We start from the raw sequence: 23176 nt of genomic DNA on the forward strand, positions 1-23176 counted from the left end.
CCTGTTGAGGGCGGAAAGCGCCTTATGAAGGGTGTTTCGCGCTGGTTAGTTGCGTCGTGGGAGCCGTCGTTCAATCCTGTACATGCTGTACCGAGAGAGCGGAGCCCGTCTGTGACCCCCCAGGACAACCCCCAGCCCACCCCCCGGGCAACCCCTGACGCCGAGACGTCACCACTGTCCAGGACGCTTCCTGCGGCCCGGATCGCGACGTTGCGGGAGATCTCGCAACGGGTCCTCTGGCTGTCCTCGGCGATGATCAACGAGGCCAACCGGGGCCGGGTCAACACCAGTGGGGTCAAGGTCGGAGGACACCAGGCCTCCAGCGCCTCCATGATCGACATCATGGTCTCGCTGTGGTTCGCCGAACTGACCGAGTTGGACCGGGTCTCGGTGAAGCCGCACGCCTCGCCGGCCCTGCATGCGATCAACCACCTGCTGGGCGATCTCGACGCCAAGCACCTCACCACACTGCGTGCCAAGGGAGGGTTGCAGTCCTACCCGAGCCGACTCAAGGACCCGGACACGGTCGACTTCTCCACCGGCTCGGTGGGCATCGGCGCCACCGCGGCACTGTGGGCGGCGATGTCGCACCGCTACGTGAAGTCCCGCTTCCCCGAGACCCCTGAGGCGGGTCGCTTCATCAGTCTGATCGGTGATGCCGAACTGGATGAGGGCGCGATCTGGGAGGCCGTCGCGGACCCCGCCGTCTCCTGCCTGGGGGAGCTGCTCTGGATCGTCGACCTCAACCGTCAGTCCCTCGATCGGGTCGTCCCGGACGTGCAGACGCACCGGTTGCGGGGGATGTTCGAGGCCGCCGGATGGCAGACCATCACCCTGAAGTGGGGATCCACGATCTCCCGCCTCTTCGAGCGCCCGGGGGGAGCTGAACTTCGCACCCGCCTGGAGGAAATGCCCAACGAGGAGTACCAGCGCATGCTGCGCGTCGACCGGGACGAGGTCGTCGCGCGGATCGTGGGCGCCGACCCGAGCCCCGAGTTGCGTGACCTGCTGGACTCGATCAGTGCTGAGGAGCTCGCGGTTGCGATCCGTGACCTCGGTGGGCACGACATTGCTCTGTTGCTCGAGGCCTACCGTCAGATCGACCCGACTCGCCCGACGGTGATCTTCGCGTACACCGTCAAGGGCCGAGGCCTGCCGACCGAGGGCCACCCCAACAACCACTCCGCCCTCATCACCGAGGAGCAGATGCTCGAGCTGGCCGAGGCCTCGGGCGTCGACCCCGAACATCCCTGGGAGCCGCTGCCCGCAGACTCGGACGCGGCCGAGCTCTGCCGCGTACGCGGTGAGGAGCTGAAGCGGGAACCCGTCACCGCCACCCCGAAGATCTCCGTGCCCAGCACGATGTCGCGCGCCCATCGCGCGCCCATCTCGACCCAGGCTGCCCTGGGACGCTTCCTGGCTGATCTCTCGCGCGAGGTGCCCGAGATGGCCGACCGCGTGGTGACCTGCAGCCCCGACGTCGCCTCGTCGACCAACCTCGGCGGCTGGATCAACCGCACCGGCGTCTGGTCGGTCAAGGACCGGCGCGACTGGTTCGCGGACGACTCCGAGCGGGTGCTGAAGTGGGCCGAAGGGACCCATGGGCAGCACATCGAACTCGGCATCGCCGAGGTCAACCTGGTCTGCCTCCTGGGCGAGCTCGGTGCCACGTGGTCGCGATGGGGTGAGCGACTGATCCCCATCGCCACCCTCTACGACCCGTTCATCCCGCGCGCGTTGGAGCCGTGGTCCTACGGCATCTACGCCGGAGGCCAGTCGATCATCATCGGCACGCCCTCCGGGGTGACGCTGGCGCCCGAGGGCGGGGCCCACCAGTCGATCTCCACTCCCTCGATCGGCCTCGAGCAGCCGCAGTGCATCGCGTGGGAGCCCGCCTTTGCGCAGGACCTGGAGTGGACGATGCTCGCCGCGATGGAGCAGGTGGGGATCGAGGGCGGAACCTCGTCCTACTTCCGCCTCACCACCCGGCCGTTGCCCCAGGACCTTTCCGCCCTGCCCAGCGACCCCACGCTGCTGGAGCGTCGGCGTCGGCACGCGGTCTCCGGTGGCTACCGGATCACCACCCATGACCCGGCCCAGGAGCAGGTGACCCTGGTCGGGGTCGGTGCGATCATGCCGGAGGTGATCGCTGCTGCCGAGGCGTTGGCGGAGCAGGGGGCCACGGCAGGAGTCGTCTGCCTGACGAGTCCGGACCTGGTGTTCCGTTCCTTCAATCGTCGCGGCGCGGTGGGCGCAGCGAGCGCCGTGGCGGGCGACGACATCGTCGACGTGCTCTTCCCGGACGAGCACCGAGCACCGATCGTGACCGTCATGGACGGACATCCGCACACCCTCTCCTACCTCGCGGGAGTGCGCGGGGACCGGATCAGGTGCCTGGGGGTCAGCGACTTCGGACAGTCCAGCAACCTGGAGGACGCCTACGCCCTGCACGGCATCGACACAGCTGCGATGGTGGACGCAGCCCTGGGTCTCCTGGGGCGCTGACCCGCGAGCCGGTCACCCTCCCTTGGGGAGCTTGTGCGAGCCGTCGCACCAGGGCAGCAACTCGGAGCGACGGCACCGGCACACCGCCACCACGGGCCGGGTGACCGGGTGCACCTCGCCGTCCTTGTCCTCCCACGCCTCGGCCCCGCGCACGAGCAGCGGCCCGCCGGGACACTTCGTCGTACGCACCTGATCGCCGTGCGCGCTCACCGGGTGACCGCCCACAGACGCGGCTCCGGGGTGGGGCCGGGCAGGGTGCTGGTGCGTCGGCTGCGCCAGCGCTGGACGAGTTGCGACGCGGCATGGCCGTCGACCAGGAGGCACACCTGCGCCCCCAGGAGCACGTCATCGGCGAGCGAGGGCTCGGCAGCGACGAGTTCCCCGCAGATGTCGCGCAACGCGACCTGTTCGTGCGCCGCGTCCGCCTCGACGTGCTCGTCGTAGTAGGCCGAGACCTCCGGCGGGAGGCCGACGCGCGTGATGCCGCGGCTGATCCGACGACACGGGAGACTGCTGGTCGCCTCGAAGACGGCCAGGTGACCCATGCTGGCGCCGCGGAGACGACGGTGGAGGGCGAAGAGGCTCATCACGTTGTTGGAGGCCAGGGTGGGGGCGTCCAACTCGTCGATGTAGGCGCCGTACTCGTCGCTCAGGCCGCTGCCCCGCAGCGCCGCTCGGAAGAGGTCCTGGTGCAGCATCTCCGGACGACCGGCCCCGTACTCGTCGTACTGCAACTCGGCCAGGGCCACCTTCGCGCGCCCCGTCAGCCGGGGGAGCGCGAAGGTCTGCGGGTCGGACTCCTTGAGGTGGTAGATGCTTCGCAGGCGGAGGTACTCAGCCACCTGTGCCCGGTCGGCGTGCTCCTCGATGAACTCCGCCAGCCCGCTGTCAGGGCTCTGCGCGATCAGGGCTTCGATCTGCTCCACGATGCGCTCGGGCTCTGCCGTTGGCACTTGCTCGCGGCAGATCTGGCGCAGGTCCCGCTCGAGGACCACTTCCATCTCACGGCGCGCGCGCAGCAGGTGGTGGTCCCATTCCGAGTCGTCCCGGGCGCCGTCGAATCCCCGGTAGTGGAGCTCGTAGAGCATCCACAGAGCCAGCTGGAGATCATCGTCGTCCAAGGAGGAGCCCGGTGCGGTGGTGATCGGCGGCAGCGGGTCCACGGGGTCCGGGTGGGTGACGGCGTTGCGCACCCACGCACTCAGGGGGCCTCGCGATTTGGGAAGTCTCATGCCTGCTCCAGGAGTGCGACCACCCCGCGGTCGCCGTGGACGCGGACCTCGGTGATGGTGAGTGATGGGCTGTCGGGGGTGTCGAGCCACGTGTGCAGTTGTTCGACCTGGGCGCTGGTGCCCAGCTGTACGAGGGCGACCCCGTGGGGAAGCAGCGCAGGGGCCACCACGTGGAGGAGGTCACGGATGACATCGAGGCCGTCCTCGCCCCCGTCGATCGCTAGGCGCGGGTCCTCAGGGAAACGGTCGATCTCGCTGGTCGGGACCCAAGGAGGGTCGACCATGACACACGCGAACCGCTCGTCGGGGCGCAGGGCCGCATCCGCCCGAGCCAGTCGCACCTCGACGAATTCGCCCAGACCGGCGGTCTCGGCGTTGAGCCGTGCGTAGTGGCAGGCGGTGGGCTCCATGTCGACCAGGACGGCGCGGCGCCCACTGAGATGTGCGGCGAGGAGGCCGATGTGTCCTGCGCCGCTGCACAGCTCCAGGATCGGGCCGTCCGGGAGGTCCTGCATCAGGTCTGCTGCCCAGGTCGACTGCTGCCTCGTCCAGTCGCGCGGGGTGAGGACTCGGGAGTCGTACGCGATCTCGAGTGGCCCGTAGGCGACCGAAGTCGCCTCGTGCTCTGCGAGCGAAGTGCTGGACTGGGGCATGCTGACTCTCCTCGATGGACGTCACACCGACGCGGACCGTTGAGGGCCGCTCACGACTGTCTCCGTGTACCCATTTCGCGCTGGGTCAACCGCCCCTGCAGTCAATCACCCAGTGGTGCAGATCACGTGACGCTGGGTGCGCGAATCGTCGCCGGCCCAGCCTCTTCCTAGGATGGCTCCTCCGCGACGAGGAGGAGAGACACCCATGAGCGAGCCGACCGGGACGCCTGTGACAAACCTTCTGCCAACCGCTCTGCCACAGGTCAGCCTCTTCGCGCTGGGCGGCACGATCGCGAGCGTTCCCCAGACCTCGCCTGACGAGGGGAGTGCCGCGGTCGGCGTCCGTCCGGCGGTGAGTGGCCGGGAACTCGTCGACGCGGTGCCCCTGATCGCCCAGGTGGCCCGGGTCGAGACCACCCAGGTCCTGCAGGTGCCCTCGGTCGAGATCACTCCCGGCGACCTGCTTGCCCTGGTCGAGCTGATGCGCGACGCCGTCGACAGCGGAGCTGACGGGATCGTCGTCACCCAGGGCACCGACACGTTGGAGGAGTCAGCCTTCATGGTCGATCTCCTCTGGGACCGGCCCCAGCCCGTGATCTTCACCGCGGCCATGCGGACGCCGTCGAGTCCGGGTGCCGACGGGCCCGCCAACCTCCTGGCCGCCGTCCAACTCGCGGTCACGCCGGAGGCCCGTGACCTCGGAGTCCTGGTGTGCCTGGGTGACGCGGTCCACGCGGCACGGCACGTCCGCAAGGCGCACTCCAGCAACCCGGCCGCCTTCGAGTCACCGGGCCTGGGACCCATCGGCTGGGTCACTGAAGGGCGCCCGCGGATCGCGCTGCGGCCCGTTCGGGGCGGAGCGCCATTGCGGGTGATCGCGGGCACCGACCTGCCGAACGTGGCCCTGGTCCGCATCGGTCTCGGCGACGACGGCCAACTTCTGCAGGCCGTCGGCAGCCTGGACGTCCAGGGCCTGGTCGTCGAGGGGGTCGGTGGGGGACATGTCCCTCGCGCGCTCGCGCCCGTCCTCTCGCGACTGGTGGAGCAGATGCCCGTCCTCCTGGCCTCCCGGACCGGCGCGGGCGAGGTGCTGACCCAGACGTACGGCTATCCCGGTGGTGAGATCGACCTGAGGGCTCGGGGCCTGCTCGGGACCGGGGCGTACGACGGCACGAAGGCGCGACTCCTGCTCGTCCTCGCCCTGGCAGCGGGACTGGACCGGCCGGCGCTGGATCGGCTGTTGACGCTCTGATCGAGAGCAGCGTCACAAGGAGGAATTGAAGGCCTCTCCGCGGGGTATGGAATGCCCATGCGTACCCGTACCCCTGTCGCGGTGCGACCTGCGGCGACGAACGTCCTCACGGTCGCCTCGGTCCCTTCCTCCCACGTCTACGTCCGTCACCTGTCGTCCGACGTGGGCCCGCCGGTCGTACGGCTCCGGGACCCGCACCCCGACCATCCGGGACGCTCCGCGGAGCAGCGGTGGTGGCCACCCACCATGCTGGATCCGCACTGGGCCAGGACGAATGAGTTCGACGTCTTCCACGTGCAGTTCGGTTTCGACGCTCGCACCCCGGCCGAGCTCTCTGCGCTCGTGCAGGTCCTGGAGGAGCGTGGAACCCCTCTGGTCCTCACCGTCCACGATCTGCGCAACCCGCACCACCTGGACCGTGGCCTGCACGACGCCCAGTTGGACGTGCTCGTCCGTGGGGCCGCTGCCCTCATCACCCTCACCCGGGGTGCCGCCGACGAGATCCACCGACGCTGGGGACGTACGGCGCACGTCGTCCCGCACCCGCACGTGCTGGAGTTCGACGAGATGAGGGCCTTCCAGGCCCAGCACCGGGCGCGCCCCACTGACGAGTTCCGAGTGGGGCTGCACGTGAAGAGCCTGCGCGCCAGCATGGCCCCGATGCGGATCCTCCCGACGCTGCTCGAAGCGGTACGCGGCATCCCTGGCGGGGTCCTCCAGGTCGACGGCCACACCGACGTCCTGGGTGGGTCCGGCAGCCGTCGCGACGACGAACTGGCCACCTGGCTGCACGAGCGCGCCCAGGACGGCGAGATCGACCTGCGAATCCACGACTACTTCACCGACGCAGAGCTGTGGGAGTACCTGGCTGGCCTGGACGTCTCCGTCCTCCCGTACCGCTTCGGGACCCACTCCGGATGGCTGGAGGCGTGCCGCGACATCGGCACGACCGTGGTCGCGCCGACCTGTGGCTACTACGCCGACCAGGGGCCGGTGCATTCCTACCTCCACGAGGAGGATCTCTTCGACCCGACGTCGCTGGTCGATGCCCTCACCAGGGCAAAGGAGTCAGCGCCCGTCCCTGCCCTCACGCTCGAGGAGCGCCGACAGCAGCGCGACGTGGTCGCTGTGCGCCACGCGGAGATCTATCGGAGTGTGCAGTGAGCCGAGCCCTGAGGATCTGCCTGATCGCCGCGAGCCGCTTCCCGATCATTGAGCCCTTCGTGGGCGGACTGGAGGCACACACCCACGCGTTGGCCCGCGAGTTGGTGCGGCGAGGGCACCAGGTGTCCCTCTTCGCCGCTCCCGGCTCGGACCCGTCCCTCGACGTCCACCACCTGCAGGTGAAGCAGCGGGAGCCCAGCGCCGCCGCCCGAGCCGACGTGGGCGCCACCCCGCGGGAGTGGATGAGCGAGCACCACGCCTATCTGGGTCTGATGGTGGACCTGGCCCAGGAGGGGTACGGACACTTCGACGTGGTGCACAACAACAGCCTTCATTACCTGCCGATCGCGATGGCCAGGTCGCTGTCCCCGGTCGTGGTGACCACGTTGCACACCCCGCCGCTCGACCTCCTGGAGTCGGCCATCGACCTGGCTCCGCCCAGCAGCGTCTTCGTCTCGGTGAGCCACGCCACGGCCCGGGCGTGGTCCCCGCACGTGGCCAGCACCACCATCCACAACGGGATCGACACCGACCGATGGGCGTACGGACCCGGGGGTGGTGCAGCGGTCTGGTTCGGGCGGTTGGTGGCGGAGAAGGCACCCCACCACGCGATCCTGGCTGCCCGCGCCGCGGGGATGGACCTGGACCTGGTCGGTCCACGGCTGGACCCCACCTACTTCGCCGAGCAGGTCGAGCCCCTGCTCGGCGACGGAGTCGTGTACCGGGGCCACCTGGGCCACCGGGAGCTGGCCGCGATGGTGGCGCGCGCGAGCGTGGCGGTCGTCAGCCCGGTCTGGGACGAGCCGTACGGTCTGGTCGCGGCGGAGGCCATGGCCTGCGGCACACCGGTGGCGGCGTACGCCCGTGGTGGGTTGCCGGAGGTCGTGGGACGGGACGGTGGAGCGCTCGCACGCCCCGACGACCCCCACGACCTGGCCCGCGCGATGGTGCGCGCCCGTCAGCTGGACCGTCGGACGGTCCGACGTCGGGTGCAGGAGCACTTCTCCCTGGCGGCGATGGTCGACAAGTACGTGGACCTCTACCGTCAGGTCATCCCGGCGAACGCCGACGTCGCATGATCGGTTACTACGTCCACCACCAGGGGCAGGGCCACGTGAGCCGGGCGCTCCGCCTCGCTCACCAGATCGACGCCGAGGTCACCGGTCTCTCCTCCCTGGAGCGTCCCCCGGGGTGGCAGGGCCCGTGGATCCGGCTGGACCCGGACGACCGGTCGGACCCGCCCCACGACCCGACAGCTCGCGGCCACCTGCACTGGGCCCCGCTCGGGGACCCGGGACTCAGGAGCAGGATGGCGCGGATCGCCGACTGGATCGACACGGCTCGCCCTGACGTGGTGATCAGTGATGTCTCGGTCGAGGTCGCGCTCCTGGCTCGACTGCACGGTGTGCCGGTGGTCTGCGTGACCCAACCGGGGGATCGTGGGGACGCCGCGCACCGCCTCGCGCACGGTCTCTGCGACCTCTTGGTCGCCTTCGTTCCCGAGGCTGCCAGGTCGGCCGTGCGGGGCCTGACCGAGCAGGACCGGGCGCGGTTGCACTGCCTCGGAGCGGTCTCCGCCCACGCCGACAGGGCCGCCCACGCCGACAGGGCCGTCCACACCGAACCGGACACGTCAGTCGTCGTGCAGCAGCGCTGCGTCGTGGTCCTCGGAGGGCGCGGAGGCGGAGGGCTCAGCGTGGCAGCACTCGAGCGCGCCCAGCGTCTGGCACCCGGGTGGAGTTGGACCGTGCTGGGGGGCCGCTCCGAGACGTGGGTGGACGACCCGCTCGCGATCGTGCGGGCGGCGGAGGTGGTCATCACCCACGCCGGGCTGGGTGCCCTGGCGGATGTGGCTCTGGCCGGGCGTCCCGCCATCGTCGTCCCCGAGGTGCGGCCGCACGACGAGCAGGTGAGCACGGCGGGGGTGCTGGCCGACGGCAGTTGGCCCGCCCTCGTGGAGACCGACCCGGAGAGCGCCGACTGGCCGGCCCTGCTCGCCACTGCGGCCAGCCTCGACGGTCGCGGATGGTCCCGCTGGTCGGGCGGCGACGCGGCCGCCCGGTTCGCTGCCCTGCTCCAGGACCTCTCGGGGCAGGAGGCGACCCTCCGATGACCGCGAGGACTGCCGTGGTGACGATCGCCCACGGGCGCCATGACCATCTGGCGCGCCAGCAGCAGGCGCTGGCAGCGTGCGCTGGACCGGCCCCTGACTACGTGGTGGTCGCCATGGATGACCCGTGGGTCGCGACCTGGGTGCCGACGAGCGGGCCGGTGCCGACGGTCCTGAGCGTGCCGAGCCACCGAGACGGACTCCCGCTGGCGCAGGCCCGCAACGCCGGGGCGCGTGCCGCCCTGGAGCGCGGGGCGGACATCCTGGTCTTCCTCGACGTCGACTGCCTCCCGGGCCGGGGCCTGGTGCGGGGCTACACCACCGCTGTCAGAGAGGAGCCAGGGGTGGTGTGGTCCGGACCGGTCACCTACCTGCCTCGGTCGGCCACCGCGCCTACCCCTGGGTCAGAGCCGGCACCCGGCGCCCTGGATCTCACGGACTTGGCACGGTGGGACGATCCCCACCCGGCCAGACCAGCGCCCGGTCCAGGTGAGCGCACGCGGGGAGGGGACCCGAATCTCTTCTGGTCGCTCTCCTTCGCGCTCTCACCGCAGATGTGGCAGGCCACAGGTGGCTTCTGCGAGGAGTACGTCGGTTACGGCGGGGAGGACACCGACTTCGCCCGCCTCGTCGTCACCGCTGGTGCAGACCTCGGCTGGACCGGTGACGCCCGGGCCTACCACCAGTACCACCAGACGGAGTCGCCTCCGGTGCGCCATCTGGAGGCCATCCTGCGCAACGGGCGGACGTTCGCCGATCGGTGGGGGACCTGGCCGATGCTGGGATGGTTGGAGGAGTTCGAACGCGCCGGGCTCGTGCGACGGAACGAGGACGGATGGGAACCTACGTCGCCCGACGGGTCCAGGCGTCAGTGAGCGGAGGGCTGCGACTGGCGCGCTTCGCTCGCGAGCACCCGTGAGGAGATCTCGCGGTGAGCCTGGGTCAGTGTGTCGTGCTGCTCCTCGCCCTGGGCCAGGAGCCACTCCAACTCCTCCCGGTCGAGGGGCGCGTGGTCGTCGACGACGGTGAGCAGCGCCTGCCAGCCGGCGATCTTCCCCGCGACGGCGTCACGCATCGTCTCCAGCACCACCAGGTCGGTGAGGGGGGTGCGGCGGCGCCAGTTGCCCGCAGGGCCGAGGCGTACGAGTTGGGCGCCGAGGCGGGTGACACTGCTGAGAACGACGGGGTCATTGGCGCCGAACTCCTTGACCATCCTCACGAGGCGCTGGCGTTCGTCCACCAACTCCTCACGGATGCGGAGCACCTCCGTGCTGATCTTCTCGTCGAGGATCCTTCGTCCGCTGAGGCCGAAGAGATCGATCCCGGCGGCTGCCCCGGCCAGGTGCACCTGCATGTATCGGGCCACGTCCTTCATGGTTCCTCCTGGGTCGTCGTGCTTGTGTGGTACCCGATTGCCGCCGGCTCACACCTCGGTGCTGCCTGTCGGGGTGCGGGTGGGGTGGACAGACGCGGAGTCGTGCGCCGAGGTGGGCGGGCAGCGAGGAGCATGACCAGGGCCAGGAGCAGCTCGGCGAGGTCACCTCCGAAGTACATCAGCGACCCGGCGGCCTGCATCTGGGGCATCGGCTCCTGCACCTGGACCCACACACCCGCGTACAGCAGTTGGGAGACAGTGGCGTGCACGGCGATGGCGATCCCCAGGGCCACGAGCCGGGCCCGCACCGAATGGCGACGCGCGGCAGGGTCGAGGCCTGCGATCACCCACGCGAAGAGGAAGCCGGACAGCACCAGGTGTACGTGCACCAGCACGTGCACCGGCGTGTGATGGGTGCTCAAGGCGTAGAGCGGGGTGAAGTAGAGGAGCACGAGCCCGCCACTGGCGGCCAGCAGAGCCAGGGACGGGGTGGTGAGCAGCCGGGCCGGTCGACTGTTGAGCAGACGCCCGAGCCTTCGAGCGGCCGGGTAGGGGAGCGTACGCAGCATCAGGGTCACCGGCATGCCGATGACGAGCAGCACAGGAGCCACCATCGCCATCAAGAGGTGTTGGGCGGCGTGGCCACTGAAGTCGTGCTCCGCGAACTCGTCGAAGCTGGGGGAGAACGCCACCGCCAGCAGGAACATGCCTGCGGTGAAGGCAACGGTGCGCCACACCGGCCACCCGCGGCGCGCCCGAGCCTCCAGGCTCAGCGACAGGTACCCGCACCATGCGGCAGCCAGCAGGGCCACCGGGAGGTACGCCACCAGGAGTCCGGCGCTGTCGGGTTCGGCGTGCAGCGGAAGGCTCATGCGACGGGCTCCTGCGGTGCTCGCTCGTCGTGGGACGTGGTCCGGCGCGCCCACCACCAACCACCGAGGACGAGCAGGGCACCGAGCAAGAGGAAGGCGAGGTCCCAGAGGAGCTCGTGCTCGCCGCGGCGGACGTGGTGGATGCCGAGCAGGTGATGATTGACAGCCCCCTCCACCAGGTTGAAGAGGCCCCAGCCGACCAGGACCCAGGCCCACAACGCACCGTGGCGCCACACCGGTGGGTGCTCGGTCCGGAGTCTGTTGAAGAGCATGGCCATGCCGAGCAGCACCATCAGCCAGGTGAAGACGTGGAAGACGCCGTCCAGGAGGGTGTTGATTTCCAGACCGTGCACGGTGGAGTCCGGGTAGTAGGGGATCCCGACGTTGTCGGTGTCGGTGCTGGTGAGCAGGTGGTGCCACTGCAGTAGCTGGTGCAGGACGATGCCGTCGACGAAGCCGCCCAGCCCGATGCCGAGAACGATGCCCGGGGCCCTGAGCTCCGGGGCCCTGAGCTCCGGCGGCTGGCCGGTACCCGGGTGGCCGATGCCCGGGCGGCGATCGCTGTGGCTGGTCATCAGACCTCCTTCGACACCCCCTGTACCCACCCTGCCCGTTTCTGCACCTGTGTCGCGCATGCGATCTGCGTCACCTCGATCGAGGTCGTCGTGCACTGCGATCACCCACACGCTGGTTGACTGGGGCCCCACGCGCGATTCCAACCACGGAAGGGTGACGGCCATGGACGTCAGCTCACTGAACGAACTCGTCGACGAACTGCTCACCAAGGCCCGGGGTGCCAATGCGGGACGCGCGGCGCACACCGTGCACGGAGGCCAGGAGCACCAGCTGCGCCAGACCGTGATCGCTCTGGCCTCGGGTCACGAACTGGCCGAGCACGACAGCCCCGGTGAGGCGACCCTCCAGGTGCTGACGGGTCGCGTACGTCTGGCGGGAGCCTCGGGGTCGGCGGAAGGGGGCGTCGGTTCCTTCATGCTCATCCCGCTGGAGCGCCACTCGCTCGCCGCGTTGGAGGACTCCGCGGTGCTGCTGACCGTGGTGGTCCAGTGAGGTGACCGATGAGTCCTGGCAGTGACGAGGCGGCCCGTCTGGAACGCTGGACGGCTTCGGGCGGGAGATGGACGGTCGTGACCCGCTCACCCACGACCCTCACGGTGGCGCTCCTCACCTGCGACGGCGGCGAGGAAATGGACCGTATCGTGTCCGGGACCCCAGAGTTCGCTGCCTACGTGGGCTCGCGCTGGGACAGCGACCAACCCGTGATGGATGAGGAGTGACCATGCGTCTGAGGCATGTCTCGCAGGAGTCGCCGGGCTGGACCCGGCGACGTTCCGGGCGCGGTTTCTCCTACCTGGACGAAAGTGGTCAGCTCCTCGACGAGGCTGACCGCGAACGCATCAGGGCCCTGGCGATCCCGCCTGCCTGGACCGACGTCTGGATCTGCCCCAGGGACAACGGTCACCTGCAAGCGGTCGGGACCGACGAAGCGGGCCGGCGTCAGTACCTCTACCACCCGGTGTGGCGGGAGAAGAAGGACGCGGAGAAGTTCGAGCGGTGCCAGGAGTTGGGCGCCGCGCTGGGCCGAGCTCGTACGAAGGTCCGCCGCGACCTGGCGCTGACCGGGATGCCGACCGATCGTGCCTGCGCGGTGGCGTTCCGGCTGCTCGATCTCGGGTGCTTCAGGGTGGGCAACGACGTCTACGCCGACACGTACGGCAGCTTCGGCCTCACCACCCTGGAGCGCAGTCACGTACGCCAGAGCCGGGGGGTGCTGCACTTCGACTTCGTGGGCAAGTCCGGAGTGGAGCACCACGTGGAGCTCGCGGACGCAGAGCTGCTGTCCGCGTTGAGCACCATGCGTCGTCGTCGTGACGGGGGACTGTGCCTCCTGGCCGCGCGTGAAGGGGCGGCGTGGGCGCCGCTGACCTCGGAGATCGTGAACTCCTACATCCGCGAGATCACCGGCGTCGACGCCACCGCCAAGGACTTCCGGACGTGGCACGCGACGGTGGTGGCGGCAGCGGTGCTGGGTGATGCGGGTCCGGCCGAGTCGGACCGTCACCGCCGCAAGGCACTCACCCGCACGTGGGCCGTCGCCTCGGACCTGCTGGGCAACACGCCGACCCAGGCTCGCACTTCGTACGTCGACCCGCGCATCGTCGACGCCTACGACGAAGGACGTACGGTCCCAGGGCGACTTGCGCGTGAGCAACTCGAGGGGGAGGAACGCTCTCGCGACCTCGAGTTGGCCGTGTTGAGACTGCTGGCTGGGGAGGACTGACCTCCCTCAGCCGCTCGGGTCATGCGTCCTGTTCGGTGGAGTGGCTCGGACACTCGGGGTTGGTGCAGACCCGTTCGTCCACCGTCTCGTCGCCGGCTCCCACCACTCCGTCGGACGGGCCGGCCGGCTGCCGGGTTTCCGCCTCGGAGGGTGTGCGTCGAGCGCGGAGTCGGATCTCCGCTCCGCAGACGGCGCACGGCTTGTTGTCGAAGTACATCGGGGCCTCCCGGGCCTGCTCGTGCACGCAGCGCCCCGCCCGGTGGTCGGGCGGGGCGCTGCACGGTCTGCTACTTGGCCTTGGGGCTCTTGATGTTGCCGCCCTGGTCCTCCAGGTGGGCGCGTACGAACCAGTGGAAGAGCTCGAGCTGGCTGGTCTGGGAGATCAGCATGTCTTCGGTGATGGGGTCCAGGTCGCCGACCTCCTCGATGCCGTCACGGTGCGAGGTGATCACACCCTGGTAGACCACGTCGAGAGCAGCCAGGTGCTCCTGGGTGCCGGCCCGTCCGACGCTGTAGTCGTCCCAGGCGCGGGCCTCCACCAAGGCGCCCGGTGTGCCGTTCGGAGCGCCGCCGAGAGTGGCGATGCGCTCGGCGGTCTCGTCGGCCATGGCACGGACCTGGTCGACCTGCGGGTCGATCATCTCGTGCACGGCGATGAAGTGGGGGCCCACGACGTTCCAGTGGACGTGCTTGAGGGTCAACTGGAGGTCGTTGAGCGCGTGCAACCGCAACTGGAGAATCTCGATGAGTCGCTTGGCGCTCGCGTCGTCCAGGCCGGGGATCGTGTAGGGCAGCTTCTTCTTGGGAGAACTCATGTCCCACCGGTACCCGGACTCGCCGTCGTCAAACCTGCGCGCGTGAGACTTCACCGACGATGGGGGAGGATGGGGGCGTGTACGTGAAGATCTGTGGCCTCCGCACCGCCGACCACGCCCGGGCGGCCGTCGATGCCGGCGCCCGCGCGGTGGGTGTCGTGATGAACCGGAACAGCGCCCGCCGCGCCAGTGAGGCGGAGGCGCTCGCCGTCGTCGAAGCGGTGGGGGAGGACGCCGACGTCGTTCTGGTCGTGAACGACATGCCTGCGGTCGAGGCCGCACGGACCGCGCGCCGTTTGGGTTTCGACGTCCTGCAACTGCACGGAGGAGCGTACGCAGAGAGCGACTTCGAAGCCGCCCGCGCAGTCATCGCGCGGGTGTGGCGTGCCACCTCGCTCGATCTAGACCCGCCCTTGGAGGTGGGCGCGTGGGGGGAGGAACTCCTGCTGCTCGACGCGCCGCGTCCCGGCTCGGGTGAGCGGTGGGAGTTGGGCGACCCCGCGGACCGGGCTCCCACGGGCCAGTGGTTGCTGGCCGGTGGCCTGGATCCGAGCAACGTGGCGGAGGTCGTCGCCCGCGTGCGTCCCTGGGGGGTCGACGTCTCCAGTGGAGTGGAGACCGCGCCCGGAGAGAAGTCGGTTGACCTGATCCGCGACTTCGTCGCTGCTGCCGTCGCCGTCTGAGACCCACCCGCCCGGCAGCCCGGGGTGGCAGGGCCCTGAGATGGTCGGACTCCAGCTCGCTGCGACCGTGAGAGACTGTGCGACGGCCCGAGCCAGTACGCCCACCGCACAAGGAGCTTCATGAGCGAGACCGTCGTCACCATCGAACCGGTGTCGTCACTCGCACGCCTCACCAGCATTGCGTTGAAGGTCCTCCTCCTGGTGATGTTGGCACTCATGCTGATGTATCCCGATGCCACCAACATGCGTGACAAGGGTGCTGGAGCCCGGGCTGTGGTCTACCCGGCACTCGCCTTCCTCATCCCCGTCGTGTGGTGGACCAGCTGGCGGGATCGGGTGGCCTTTCCCTGGCTGGCCGACCTCATGGTCACCATCACCTGCTTCACCGACATCCTGGGCAACCGTCTGAACTTCTACGACTCGATCGTGTGGTTCGACGACTGGATGCACTTCATGAACACCGGGCTGCTCGCTGCAGCCTTCGTACTGCTCACGCTGCCGCGCGACACCGGCTTTCCGCGGATCCTCGAACGCTCGCTGGCCCTGGGAGCCACCGGAGCGATCGTGTGGGAGATCGGGGAGTTCTTCTCCTTCCTCAGCCAGCACAGTGAGCGCCAGTTCGCCTACGCCGACACCCTCAGCGACCTCGGCCTCGGGGTCTTCGGCGCCTTCGTGGCTGCGGTCGCGGTGCACTGGCTGTGGCGGGCCGGCCGCCTGGTAACCGTCGAACCCTTGGTCCCCGCCACCACGGACTGAACCACCCTGGGGTGCGTCAGCATCACTGACGACAGCCGTGTGAGGTGAGTACGGCGCCTCATGTGCCGCACGCCCGCCACAGAGGAGTCTGGACACATGAGACCGACATTGCTCCTGGCGGGACTGACCGTGTTGACGATTCCCCTCCTGACGTCCTGTGCCGGACCCGACAGGTCTGCCGACGCCGATGACCTTCGGGGCGCGCTGGCGGACCTGCCAGGGGTGGCCGAGGTCGACTTCGGCTACACCGAGCCTGAGTTCCTCGACTCCGGCAAGGTGGCGCTGACAGTGCGGATGGACGAGGAGGCCCGAGCCGGAGCCGTTCCCGCAGTGGTCACCACGGCCTACGAGGCCTTCTCGGGGACGCATCATGACGAGGAGGGGGACGTCTTCGTGAACTTCGATGACGACGTCGTCCACCTGCGCAGTTTTCAACCCTCGGCTGAGGTGGACCACGTCGCTGATGTCGTCACCCGTGCGCTCGCGGTGCTGCCGGCAGGGGCGGTGCAGGTCGACATCGACACCCAGGAGCCCGACCAGGAGCCCTACGTCTTCACCTCCTTCACCGTGACCATCGCGCAGGAGGACGCGGACAGTGTGCTGCAGACCATGACAGGACTGGAGCAGGTGCACGGCGCGATCCCGGACGCTGGGTGGCGCGTCCTGACCAGTGGCGAGGGCATCTGGGAGTTCGGGTCCACAGCCGGTTTCCCGGGCGCCGACCAGCGCGCGATCTTCGCCGAGCTGCGCGGCGACCTGCCCCCGAAGGCCTCGATCCAACTGGTCGATGACTTCGTGACGGTGCAGGTGCCAGAGCAAACCACGACCGATCAGGTTGCGACGATGGTTGATCGCCACCTCGGACTGCTCGGTGGTGTCGAGGACGCGTTCTACGACGTCACCAGCGGCGAGAACTTCTACGCGATGTTCAGCGCGGGTGAATGCACCTTCGCGGAGGGAGAGGTGGGTGCGCGCCTCAAGGAGGACCACGGCGACGACTGCGCCACCGTGAGCGGTGAGGGAGAGGAGCCCTCGTGAAGCCGCCAGCCTTCGATACCCTGCCCAGATGACAGGCTCGGGGGACCGCCAGGCACCACCGTCCCCGCAGATGCGTGAGGCTGCGATCGAGACTCTCACCGCTGCGTACGGAGACGGACAGCTCACCCTCGACGAGTACGACGAACGTGTGGCGGGGGTGCTCGCTGCCGACAACAACTGGCGTCTCGAGCGATGGATCAACGACCTCCAGACACCGTCCTCGCTGCAGGCCACGGATCCGGGTCGGCTGCCGGGTCGACTCGGTCGGCACACACGGACGTGGTGGGACGACCTGCGTCGGGACTGGGCAAAGTACCCGCGCAGGGGCAAGGTCGCGGTGGTTGCACTGGTGCTGACCCTGAGTGGGACGTTGGCAGGCGGCGCGGTGTACGAGGCCGTGCGCGACGCCCCCTCGGTCGTCGCTGAGCAGCAGGTGACGTCAGGTCTGGGGGAGTTCCGCACCGCGTACGAGGCAGAGTTCGACACGACGACCGTGGGTGGCCTGCAGATCGACCCGGGCTACGTGAGGTTCCAGGTGCCGGTCGAGGACGATCCGCCGCGTTTCCAGGACTGGACGCTGCAGGACGACTCGTTCGCGAGCACCGGCCGGATCAGGGGTGGCAGGCCGGGCGTCGTCGACCTGGCCCAGATCGACGTGGGAGCGGTCGAGGAGACGTTGCGGCGCGGGGTCGCCGAGCTGGGAGTGGCCGACGCCTCCGCGGTCACGACGATCATCTCGCCTGACACGGGATCCGAGGGACGGATCACGCTGGTGATCAGCAACGAGTTCCGTGAGTCGGCCCGGGTGACCACAGACTTCAACGGCCGCGAACTGAGCAGACAACCGTTCGTCGAACCAGGGGAGAGCTGATGGCGCTCATCGGTAGGAAGCGTGCACGCATGGTTGATCGCGACCATGCCGTCGAGGTGATCAACGCAGCGTACGCAGAGGGGCAGCTCACCACTGAACAGCGCGAGGATCGCGTGCACCGGGCGTTGCTCGCGACCCACGTCGGGGACCTCGACCAGGTCACCAGTGACCTCCAGACGGCCCAGCCGGAGGAGCTTGGGAGTGAGGTCGCTCCGACGAGCTGGTGGGGGCGTACGTCGCGACGTACGAAGGTGGCAGTCGCGGGGGCGCTGCTCGTGCTGGCCGGCGGTGGGCTCGCGGTCGCCGAGATGGGAGGGGACTCGGACTCGGTGGTCGAGGCCCAGGACCCGCCGTACGTCGTGCCCGCCACCGCGGAGGCGGTCGAGGAGCTGATCGCGGACCAGCAGGAGGAGTTCGACACCACGAAGAGCTACGGGGTCAGCCTCCAGGCGGAACTCTCGACCGTGGCGGTGCCCACCGATGACGGTCGGGCCCGCTACCAGCAGTGGACGGTCGGCGACGGCACCTTCGAGGCGAGCGGGGAGGTGACCGGCGGTGGGGACCAGATCGAGTTCGACCTGGCAGAGGTGGACATCGAAGCCCTCGAGGCGAGCTTCGACAGCGCGTGGACGACGCTGGATGTGCCGGACCCGACCCACGCGACCCTCGTGATCGACCACTGGGAGCAGTACGAGGAGCCGAGGATCACGATCAACGTCACCAACGAGTACGACGAGCACGGTTACGTCGTCACCGACCTGGCTGGACGGGTCATCGAACGCGAGCCGTTCGATCCCACCTCACCCTGAGGTCCCGGGATGGGAATGGCTCCGCGCGGTGTTGTCGTGAGAGCGAACGGTGATTCTGCGTTCCGCTTCCCCCGACGAAAGGCGTTTGATGTCCCTCCCCGTCTCGATCCTCGATCTCGCAGGAGTGGCCCGCGACCAGAGTGTCGCCGAGGCCCTGGCGGGCACCGTGGCCCTGGCGCAACAGGCGGAGAGGACCGGCCACACCCGCGTCTGGTACGCCGAGCACCACAACATGGCCGCAATCGCGTCGTCCGCGACCTCCGTGCTGATCGCCCACGTCGCGGCCCACACCGAGTCCATTCGCCTCGGCGCCGGTGGGGTGATGTTGCCCAACCACTCGCCGCTGACCATCGCGGAGCAGTTCGGCACCCTGGAGAGTCTGCACCCGGGGCGGATCGACCTGGGTCTGGGTCGGGCGCCCGGAAGTGACCAGAACACCCTGCGTGCGCTGCGCCGTACGCACACCTCCTCGGACTCCTTCCCCCAGGACGTCCTGGAGCTGCAGGGCTACCTGCGTGGCCAGTCCCTGATCCCGGGCGTCGACGCCTACCCGGGCAAGGGCACCGATGTGCCCCTCTACATCCTCGGCTCCTCGTTGTTCGGCGCGGGGCTCGCCGCAGCGCTCGGTCTTCCGTACGCGTTCGCCTCGCACTTCGCGCCCGCAGCCCTGCACGAAGCGATCGCGCTCTACCGTCGCGAGTTCAAGCCCTCCGAGCAACTGGCTGAGCCCTACGTCATCGCCGGCTACAACGTGGTCGCGGCCGACGACGTGAGCGATGCCGAGCGGCAGCTGCAGGCGATCATGCGTAGTCGGGTGGCGCTGCTCCTACGCCCCGGGGTGAGCTACACCGACGAGCAGGCCGACCAGTTGCTCGCCAGCCCCCAGGCCCAGCACCTGCACCAGATGATGACCTACACGGCGGTCGGCACCGCCGACACCGTCGCCGAGAAGGTCACCGCCTTCGCCGAGCAGACCGGCGCCGACGAACTCATCGTGGCTCACCAGAGCCCGCGGGTGGAGGAGCGGTTGCGCTCGGTGGAGCTCTTCGCCAAGGCGTACCTGTGATCGCCACCTGGTCCGAAGAGCGATCTAGGCTGGAGCCATGAACTCCCCGCACCCCCGCCTCGTCGACGCCCAGTGGTTGAGTGACCATCTCGACGACCCCACGATCCGCGTCGTCGACGGCACGGTCCACCTGACCTTCGACGAGAACGGTGCCCACACCGAGTCCGGTCGCGCGACCTACCGCCGAGCGCACGTGCCCGGAGCCACGTTCGTCGACCAGTTGACCGACCTGAGCGTGCACGACGGTGAGGCGCCATTCGAGACAGCGCCCCCTGAGCAGGTGGCCCGCGTGCTCGGCGAGGCCGGCATCGGGGACTCGCACACTGTCGTCGTGTACGACCACGTCAACGGGATCTGGGCCACCCGGCTCTGGTGGCACCTGGAGTACGAGGGTCACCCGGACGTCGTGGTGCTCGACGGCGGGCTCCGGGCCTGGCAGGAGTCCGGGCTGGCGGTGGAGTCCGGCGACGCCATCTACCCGCCCACCACGTTCACGCCGTCGCGGCGACCCGAGCGCGTCACCGCCACGCCCGTGGTGGAGGCTGCGACGCGGGACTCCTCGGTGTTGCTCATCAATGCGTTGGACCGCGACTCCTTCGCCACGGGTCGCATCCCGGGCAGCGTGAACGTGCCGTTCGCTGAGTTGGTCGACGACCGAGGTCGCCTGCGTGACCTCGACGAGCTGCGGCCGCTCTTCGAGTCCGTCGGGGCCCTCGACCCGTCGGTGGCACCCGTCGCGTACTGCGGGGGAGGCATCGCCGCGACCGCGGTGGCCTTCGCGCTCAAGGGCCTGGGGCGCGACGACGTCGCGGTCTACGACGGCTCGATGAACGCCTGGACGGCCGAGGGCGATCGCCCGCTCGAGCGCGACTGAGGCACTGCCTCAGGAGCGTGGCAGGACCGTCAGCACCCGTTCGGTGTGGTCGCGGAACTCCTGCATGAACTCGGTGAGGAAAGCCTTCGTCGACTCGTCGGTGACCTCACCGTCGTCGGTGAAGACCTCGGACTTGAACTGGATGTAGCCCTCCGGGGAGGTCATCTGGCGGGCGTTGCAGAAGCTCAGTACTGCGCGCAGGCTCTGTTGGGCCACTGCCGTGCCGATTGCCCCGGGGGATGCACCGATCACGGCCGCTGGCATGTGGTCGAAGGAGTTCTGGCCCCAGGGCCTCGACGCCCAGTCGATCGCGTTCTTGAGAGCGCCCGGAATGGAACGGTTGTACTCCGGCGTCACGAAGAGCACGGCATCGAGCTCTGCCAGCGTGTCCTTGAGCGCCTGAGGGTCAGCGGGATAGTCGTCGTCGAAGTCGGGGCTGTAGAGCGGGAGGTCTCCGATCGGCAGTTCAGTGAACTCGAGGTCCTCAGGAGCCAGCCGGATCAGGGCCTTGCTCAGCGTGCGGTTGATCGAGGTGGAGGACAGGCTGCCGACGAAGTATCCGACCCGGTAGGTCATGGAGTCTCCTTGGGGAGTTGCGTCCGGACGCTCGCCGACCGGACCTGTGCCCTCCATCCTGTGGCGCTCGACGCTGCTTGGCTACCCCGGCGGCGGTGTGGGTCGAACGGCCCGCGGCGAGCGGCGGTAGGCGGAGACGGTGGGATCGCCGGAGATGGTCCAGCGCCAAGGCACCTCCGCGGCGAGCGTCACCCCCACCCTCGGGCCGCTGACGGCCGGACCGATCGGGAGAGGCGGGCGGTGGAGCTGGAACCGTTCTCCTGCGACCAGGTCGACGCGGTTGTCGGCGCCGGTGATTCCCAGGGCCCTGGCCAGGTTGCCGGGACCCCTGGCGAGGGAGCGGAGGTCGACGTGCTCGCCCCGCCTCGCACGAGCCAGGTCCTCTCCCTGCACGACGCGGCCGGCGCGCAGCAGGACCGCGCTCGCCGCGCCGGACGTACCGGTGACGATGTTCATGCACCAGTGGATGCCGTGCGAGCGGTAGACGTAGACGCGTCCCGCCGGGCCGAACATGACCGCGTTGCGCGCCGTCTCGCCGCGATGGGCGTGTGAGGCCGGGTCGACCTCGCCCTCGTACGCCTCCACCTCGGTGAGGACCACCGCGACGGTCCCGTGAGGGGTGTGGCTGCTCAACAGGCAACCGAGCAGGTCAGGGGCGACCTCGGGGGACGGGCGGGAGAGGAAGTCGGACAGCACCCCACCATCCAATCAGCAGCGGTCCCGGGGAGCCGGTGAGGCGTAGAGTGAAGGAAGAAGCAAGAACGACGACCACGACGAAGCGCACGACCGCGTGCCTGGTCCCAGGCACCACGAGGGTGGGAGTTCAGAGATGGCATTTGGTCGTAGGAGCTCAGCCGACACATCGGCAACCCGGTCCGGACCGGTGGACCGGGGGCCGGCCACCGAGACCGATGCGGGGACGGGGACTGGCTCGACTGGGTCTGGCTCAACTGGGTCTGGGTCAACTGGGTCTGGGTCGGGACCGGACCAGGTGCCGCTCACCCGAGCAGGCGCGGCGTGGGTCGGGGTCAGCGTGGCGGCGCTGATGGCCATCCTTCTGATCATCTTCCTCGTGCAGAACACGCACCGCGTCGAGGTGGAGTTCCTGTGGATGTCGACGGGCACCTCGCTGGCGCTCATGCTGCTCATCGCAGCGGTCAGCGCGGCGCTGATCACCGTGATCCTGGGGACCGCGCGCATCGTCCAGCTCCGCAAGATGGTCCGCTCCGACACGCCGGTCAGGAAACGGTGACGAGGGTGCCCGCCCGGCCCTCGAAGATCGCGACCGCGTCGTCGAGGGCCCCGATGGCGGCCGTCGCGCCCGTGCGCGCCACGAATCGAGACGCTGCCTCGACCTTGGGCCCCATCGAGCCGGCCGCGAACTGACCTCCTGCCAGTGACGCGGGAGTGGCACGGCGGATCGGCTCCTGCGTGGGAGTGCCGAAGCCACTCATCACCGCGGAGACGTCGGTGAGCATCAGCAGGACGTCGGCTCCGAGGGCTTCGGCCAGCACCGCGCTGGTCATGTCCTTGTCGACGACCGCCTCCACCCCGTGCAGCTGACCGCGCTCGTCGCGCACCACCGGGACGCCCCCTCCGCCCGCGCAGACGACCAGCGCCCCGCTGCTCAGCAGGAGTCGGATCGACTCGGTCTCCACCACCTCCAGCGGCGTGGGTGAGCCGACGACCCGACGCCAGTCGGCACCGTCCTGCGCGAAGCGCCACCCTCGTTCGGCGCCCAAGGCGTCGGCCTGCTCGCGCGAGCAGACCTCGCCGACGAATTTGGTCGGTTCGTCGAAGGCCGGATCGGCGGCGTCGACGAGGGTCTGGTTGATGACTGCCGCGACCTGGCGGTGGGGGAGCCTGTTCTGCAGTGCCTGGAGCAGCCAGTAGCCGATCATCCCCTGGGTCTGGGCGCCGAGGACGTCGAAGGGGTAGGGCGTGGTGAGTCGTGGGTCCGAGGCGCTCTGCAGGGCCAGCACCCCGACCTGGGGCCCGTTGCCGTGGGTGAGGACCAACTCGTGGTCGGCCGCCAACGGCGCGAGCGCCTCCACTGCACGACGTACGTTCGCCTCCTGGGTCTCCGAGTCCGGGCGCTGTCCGCGTTCCAGCAGGGCGTTCCCGCCCAGGGCCACGACGATGCGCACCCGTCAGCTCCGGTGAGCGGTCGTGGGCGTGTCCATGGATGCAGCGTCACACGTGCGCGCTCCTGTGACCAGCGTCGAG

At 69.4% G+C, this 23176-nt stretch carries 28 protein-coding genes; 17 read left to right on the plus strand and 11 right to left on the minus strand.

The annotated features are described in order from the left end of the window. The first annotated feature begins 111 nt into the window (after nucleotides 1-111). Complete coding sequence (locus DNK52_RS05725; RefSeq protein WP_239455418.1) at nucleotides 112-2505, plus strand: transketolase-like TK C-terminal-containing protein; 2394 nt, start codon at nucleotides 112-114, stop codon at nucleotides 2503-2505. 12 nt (nucleotides 2506-2517) lie between these two features. On the opposite strand, the gene DNK52_RS05730 is transcribed toward DNK52_RS05725, so the two are convergent. Genes DNK52_RS05730 through DNK52_RS05740 form a run of 3 tightly spaced genes read right to left on the minus strand, consistent with a single transcriptional unit; the run spans nucleotide 2518 to nucleotide 4390 of the window. Continuing rightward, nucleotides 2518-2715, minus strand: a complete 198-nt coding sequence (locus tag DNK52_RS05730) for a CDGSH iron-sulfur domain-containing protein (protein ID WP_239455419.1) — start codon at nucleotides 2713-2715, stop codon at nucleotides 2518-2520. Then, on the minus strand, nucleotides 2712-3737 hold the full coding sequence (locus DNK52_RS05735) for an iron-containing redox enzyme family protein (protein WP_110240048.1): 1026 nt from the start codon (nucleotides 3735-3737) through the stop codon (nucleotides 2712-2714). Before DNK52_RS05735 ends, DNK52_RS05730 begins: the two co-directional genes overlap by 4 nt. After that, on the minus strand, nucleotides 3734-4390 hold the full coding sequence (locus DNK52_RS05740) for an RsmD family RNA methyltransferase (RefSeq protein WP_110240049.1): 657 nt from the start codon (nucleotides 4388-4390) through the stop codon (nucleotides 3734-3736). The genes DNK52_RS05735 and DNK52_RS05740 overlap by 4 nt, the downstream gene beginning before the upstream one ends. 205 nt (nucleotides 4391-4595) lie before the next feature. Here DNK52_RS05740 and DNK52_RS05745 point away from each other — a divergent pair, with 205 nt between their 5' ends. The 5 genes from DNK52_RS05745 to DNK52_RS05765 are packed head-to-tail and all read left to right on the plus strand — an operon-like array spanning nucleotide 4596 to nucleotide 9791. Beyond that, on the plus strand, nucleotides 4596-5642 hold the full coding sequence (locus DNK52_RS05745; protein ID WP_110240050.1) for an asparaginase: 1047 nt from the start codon (nucleotides 4596-4598) through the stop codon (nucleotides 5640-5642). A gap of 57 nt (nucleotides 5643-5699) precedes the next feature. Then, nucleotides 5700-6806 (plus strand): glycosyltransferase family protein, encoded by a 1107-nt coding sequence (locus DNK52_RS05750; RefSeq protein WP_110240598.1) that lies wholly within the window; start codon nucleotides 5700-5702, stop codon nucleotides 6804-6806. Then, the gene (locus DNK52_RS05755; protein ID WP_110240051.1) at nucleotides 6803-7885 is read left to right on the plus strand and encodes a glycosyltransferase family 4 protein; all 1083 of its coding nucleotides are present in this window, start codon (nucleotides 6803-6805) and stop codon (nucleotides 7883-7885) included. Before DNK52_RS05750 ends, DNK52_RS05755 begins: the two co-directional genes overlap by 4 nt. Beyond that, complete coding sequence (locus tag DNK52_RS05760) at nucleotides 7882-8919, plus strand: glycosyltransferase (RefSeq protein WP_110240052.1); 1038 nt, start codon at nucleotides 7882-7884, stop codon at nucleotides 8917-8919. Before DNK52_RS05755 ends, DNK52_RS05760 begins: the two co-directional genes overlap by 4 nt. Then, complete coding sequence (locus tag DNK52_RS05765; RefSeq protein WP_110240053.1) at nucleotides 8916-9791, plus strand: glycosyltransferase family 2 protein; 876 nt, start codon at nucleotides 8916-8918, stop codon at nucleotides 9789-9791. The genes DNK52_RS05760 and DNK52_RS05765 overlap by 4 nt, the downstream gene beginning before the upstream one ends. Here the strand turns inward: DNK52_RS05765 and DNK52_RS05770 are convergent. Genes DNK52_RS05770 through DNK52_RS05780 form a run of 3 tightly spaced genes read right to left on the minus strand, consistent with a single transcriptional unit; the run spans nucleotide 9785 to nucleotide 11738 of the window. Then, the gene (locus DNK52_RS05770) at nucleotides 9785-10291 is read right to left on the minus strand and encodes a hypothetical protein (RefSeq protein WP_110240054.1); all 507 of its coding nucleotides are present in this window, start codon (nucleotides 10289-10291) and stop codon (nucleotides 9785-9787) included. The genes DNK52_RS05765 and DNK52_RS05770 overlap by 7 nt on opposite strands. Next, a complete protein-coding gene (locus tag DNK52_RS05775) occupies nucleotides 10288-11163 on the minus strand; it encodes a cytochrome c oxidase assembly protein (RefSeq protein ID WP_110240055.1) in 876 nt (291 codons plus the stop codon). The genes DNK52_RS05770 and DNK52_RS05775 overlap by 4 nt, the downstream gene beginning before the upstream one ends. Beyond that, a complete protein-coding gene (locus DNK52_RS05780) occupies nucleotides 11160-11738 on the minus strand; it encodes a DUF2243 domain-containing protein (RefSeq protein WP_110240056.1) in 579 nt (192 codons plus the stop codon). The genes DNK52_RS05775 and DNK52_RS05780 overlap by 4 nt, the downstream gene beginning before the upstream one ends. Nucleotides 11739-11901: 163 nt before the next feature. Here DNK52_RS05780 and DNK52_RS05785 point away from each other — a divergent pair, with 163 nt between their 5' ends. From DNK52_RS05785 to DNK52_RS05795, 3 genes are read left to right on the plus strand one after another with little or no spacing between them, the layout of a single operon-like run. Beyond that, complete coding sequence (locus DNK52_RS05785; protein ID WP_110240057.1) at nucleotides 11902-12231, plus strand: cupin domain-containing protein; 330 nt, start codon at nucleotides 11902-11904, stop codon at nucleotides 12229-12231. An 8-nt stretch (nucleotides 12232-12239) separates the two neighbouring features. Then, a complete protein-coding gene (locus DNK52_RS05790; RefSeq protein ID WP_110240058.1) occupies nucleotides 12240-12458 on the plus strand; it encodes a hypothetical protein in 219 nt (72 codons plus the stop codon). 2 nt (nucleotides 12459-12460) lie between these two features. Continuing rightward, nucleotides 12461-13462, plus strand: coding sequence for a DNA topoisomerase IB (locus DNK52_RS05795; protein ID WP_110240059.1), 1002 nt, complete (start codon nucleotides 12461-12463; stop codon nucleotides 13460-13462). 19 nt (nucleotides 13463-13481) lie between these two features. On the opposite strand, the gene DNK52_RS05800 is transcribed toward DNK52_RS05795, so the two are convergent. After that, the gene (locus DNK52_RS05800; protein WP_162598636.1) at nucleotides 13482-13706 is read right to left on the minus strand and encodes a hypothetical protein; all 225 of its coding nucleotides are present in this window, start codon (nucleotides 13704-13706) and stop codon (nucleotides 13482-13484) included. Between the two features lie 43 nt (nucleotides 13707-13749). Beyond that, complete coding sequence (locus DNK52_RS05805; protein WP_110240061.1) at nucleotides 13750-14277, minus strand: Dps family protein; 528 nt, start codon at nucleotides 14275-14277, stop codon at nucleotides 13750-13752. A 77-nt stretch (nucleotides 14278-14354) separates the two neighbouring features. On the opposite strand from DNK52_RS05805, the gene DNK52_RS05810 reads away from it, so the two are divergent. From DNK52_RS05810 to DNK52_RS05840, 7 genes are all read left to right on the plus strand, one after another. Beyond that, nucleotides 14355-14960, plus strand: a complete 606-nt coding sequence (locus tag DNK52_RS05810) for a phosphoribosylanthranilate isomerase (protein WP_110240062.1) — start codon at nucleotides 14355-14357, stop codon at nucleotides 14958-14960. 120 nt (nucleotides 14961-15080) lie between these two features. Continuing rightward, entirely contained in the window at nucleotides 15081-15716 is a 636-nt protein-coding gene (locus DNK52_RS05815; RefSeq protein WP_110240063.1) for a DUF2238 domain-containing protein, read from the plus strand. Nucleotides 15717-15812: 96 nt separating this feature from the next. Continuing rightward, a complete protein-coding gene (locus tag DNK52_RS05820) occupies nucleotides 15813-16754 on the plus strand; it encodes a hypothetical protein (RefSeq protein WP_162598637.1) in 942 nt (313 codons plus the stop codon). Nucleotides 16755-16782: 28 nt separating this feature from the next. After that, nucleotides 16783-17625, plus strand: coding sequence for a DUF1707 SHOCT-like domain-containing protein (locus tag DNK52_RS05825; protein WP_110240065.1), 843 nt, complete (start codon nucleotides 16783-16785; stop codon nucleotides 17623-17625). A 29-nt stretch (nucleotides 17626-17654) separates the two neighbouring features. Then, on the plus strand, nucleotides 17655-18434 hold the full coding sequence (locus DNK52_RS05830; RefSeq protein WP_162598638.1) for a DUF1707 SHOCT-like domain-containing protein: 780 nt from the start codon (nucleotides 17655-17657) through the stop codon (nucleotides 18432-18434). An 88-nt stretch (nucleotides 18435-18522) separates the two neighbouring features. Further along, nucleotides 18523-19500 (plus strand): LLM class flavin-dependent oxidoreductase, encoded by a 978-nt coding sequence (locus tag DNK52_RS05835; RefSeq protein ID WP_110240067.1) that lies wholly within the window; start codon nucleotides 18523-18525, stop codon nucleotides 19498-19500. A gap of 37 nt (nucleotides 19501-19537) precedes the next feature. After that, nucleotides 19538-20374, plus strand: a complete 837-nt coding sequence (locus tag DNK52_RS05840) for a sulfurtransferase (RefSeq protein WP_110240068.1) — start codon at nucleotides 19538-19540, stop codon at nucleotides 20372-20374. Nucleotides 20375-20383: 9 nt separating this feature from the next. Here DNK52_RS05840 and DNK52_RS05845 read toward each other — a convergent pair whose 3' ends face one another. Both DNK52_RS05845 and DNK52_RS05850 read right to left on the minus strand, forming a co-directional pair. Continuing rightward, the gene (locus DNK52_RS05845) at nucleotides 20384-20950 is read right to left on the minus strand and encodes an NADPH-dependent FMN reductase (RefSeq protein ID WP_110240069.1); all 567 of its coding nucleotides are present in this window, start codon (nucleotides 20948-20950) and stop codon (nucleotides 20384-20386) included. 81 nt (nucleotides 20951-21031) lie between these two features. After that, nucleotides 21032-21646 (minus strand): DNA-3-methyladenine glycosylase, encoded by a 615-nt coding sequence (locus DNK52_RS05850; protein WP_110240070.1) that lies wholly within the window; start codon nucleotides 21644-21646, stop codon nucleotides 21032-21034. A 295-nt stretch (nucleotides 21647-21941) separates the two neighbouring features. Here DNK52_RS05850 and DNK52_RS15990 point away from each other — a divergent pair, with 295 nt between their 5' ends. Further along, nucleotides 21942-22202 carry a LapA family protein gene (locus tag DNK52_RS15990; protein ID WP_162598639.1) on the plus strand — a complete coding sequence of 87 codons (261 nt, stop codon included), beginning with the start codon at nucleotides 21942-21944 and terminating at the stop codon, nucleotides 22200-22202. On the opposite strand, the gene DNK52_RS05860 is transcribed toward DNK52_RS15990, so the two are convergent. Continuing rightward, the gene (locus tag DNK52_RS05860; RefSeq protein ID WP_110240072.1) at nucleotides 22189-23097 is read right to left on the minus strand and encodes a carbamate kinase; all 909 of its coding nucleotides are present in this window, start codon (nucleotides 23095-23097) and stop codon (nucleotides 22189-22191) included. The genes DNK52_RS15990 and DNK52_RS05860 overlap by 14 nt on opposite strands. Between the last annotated feature and the right edge of the window lie 79 nt (nucleotides 23098-23176).

The organism is Nocardioides gilvus (assembly GCF_003194605.1).
Taxonomy (GTDB): Bacteria; Actinomycetota; Actinomycetes; order Propionibacteriales; family Nocardioidaceae; genus Nocardioides; species Nocardioides gilvus.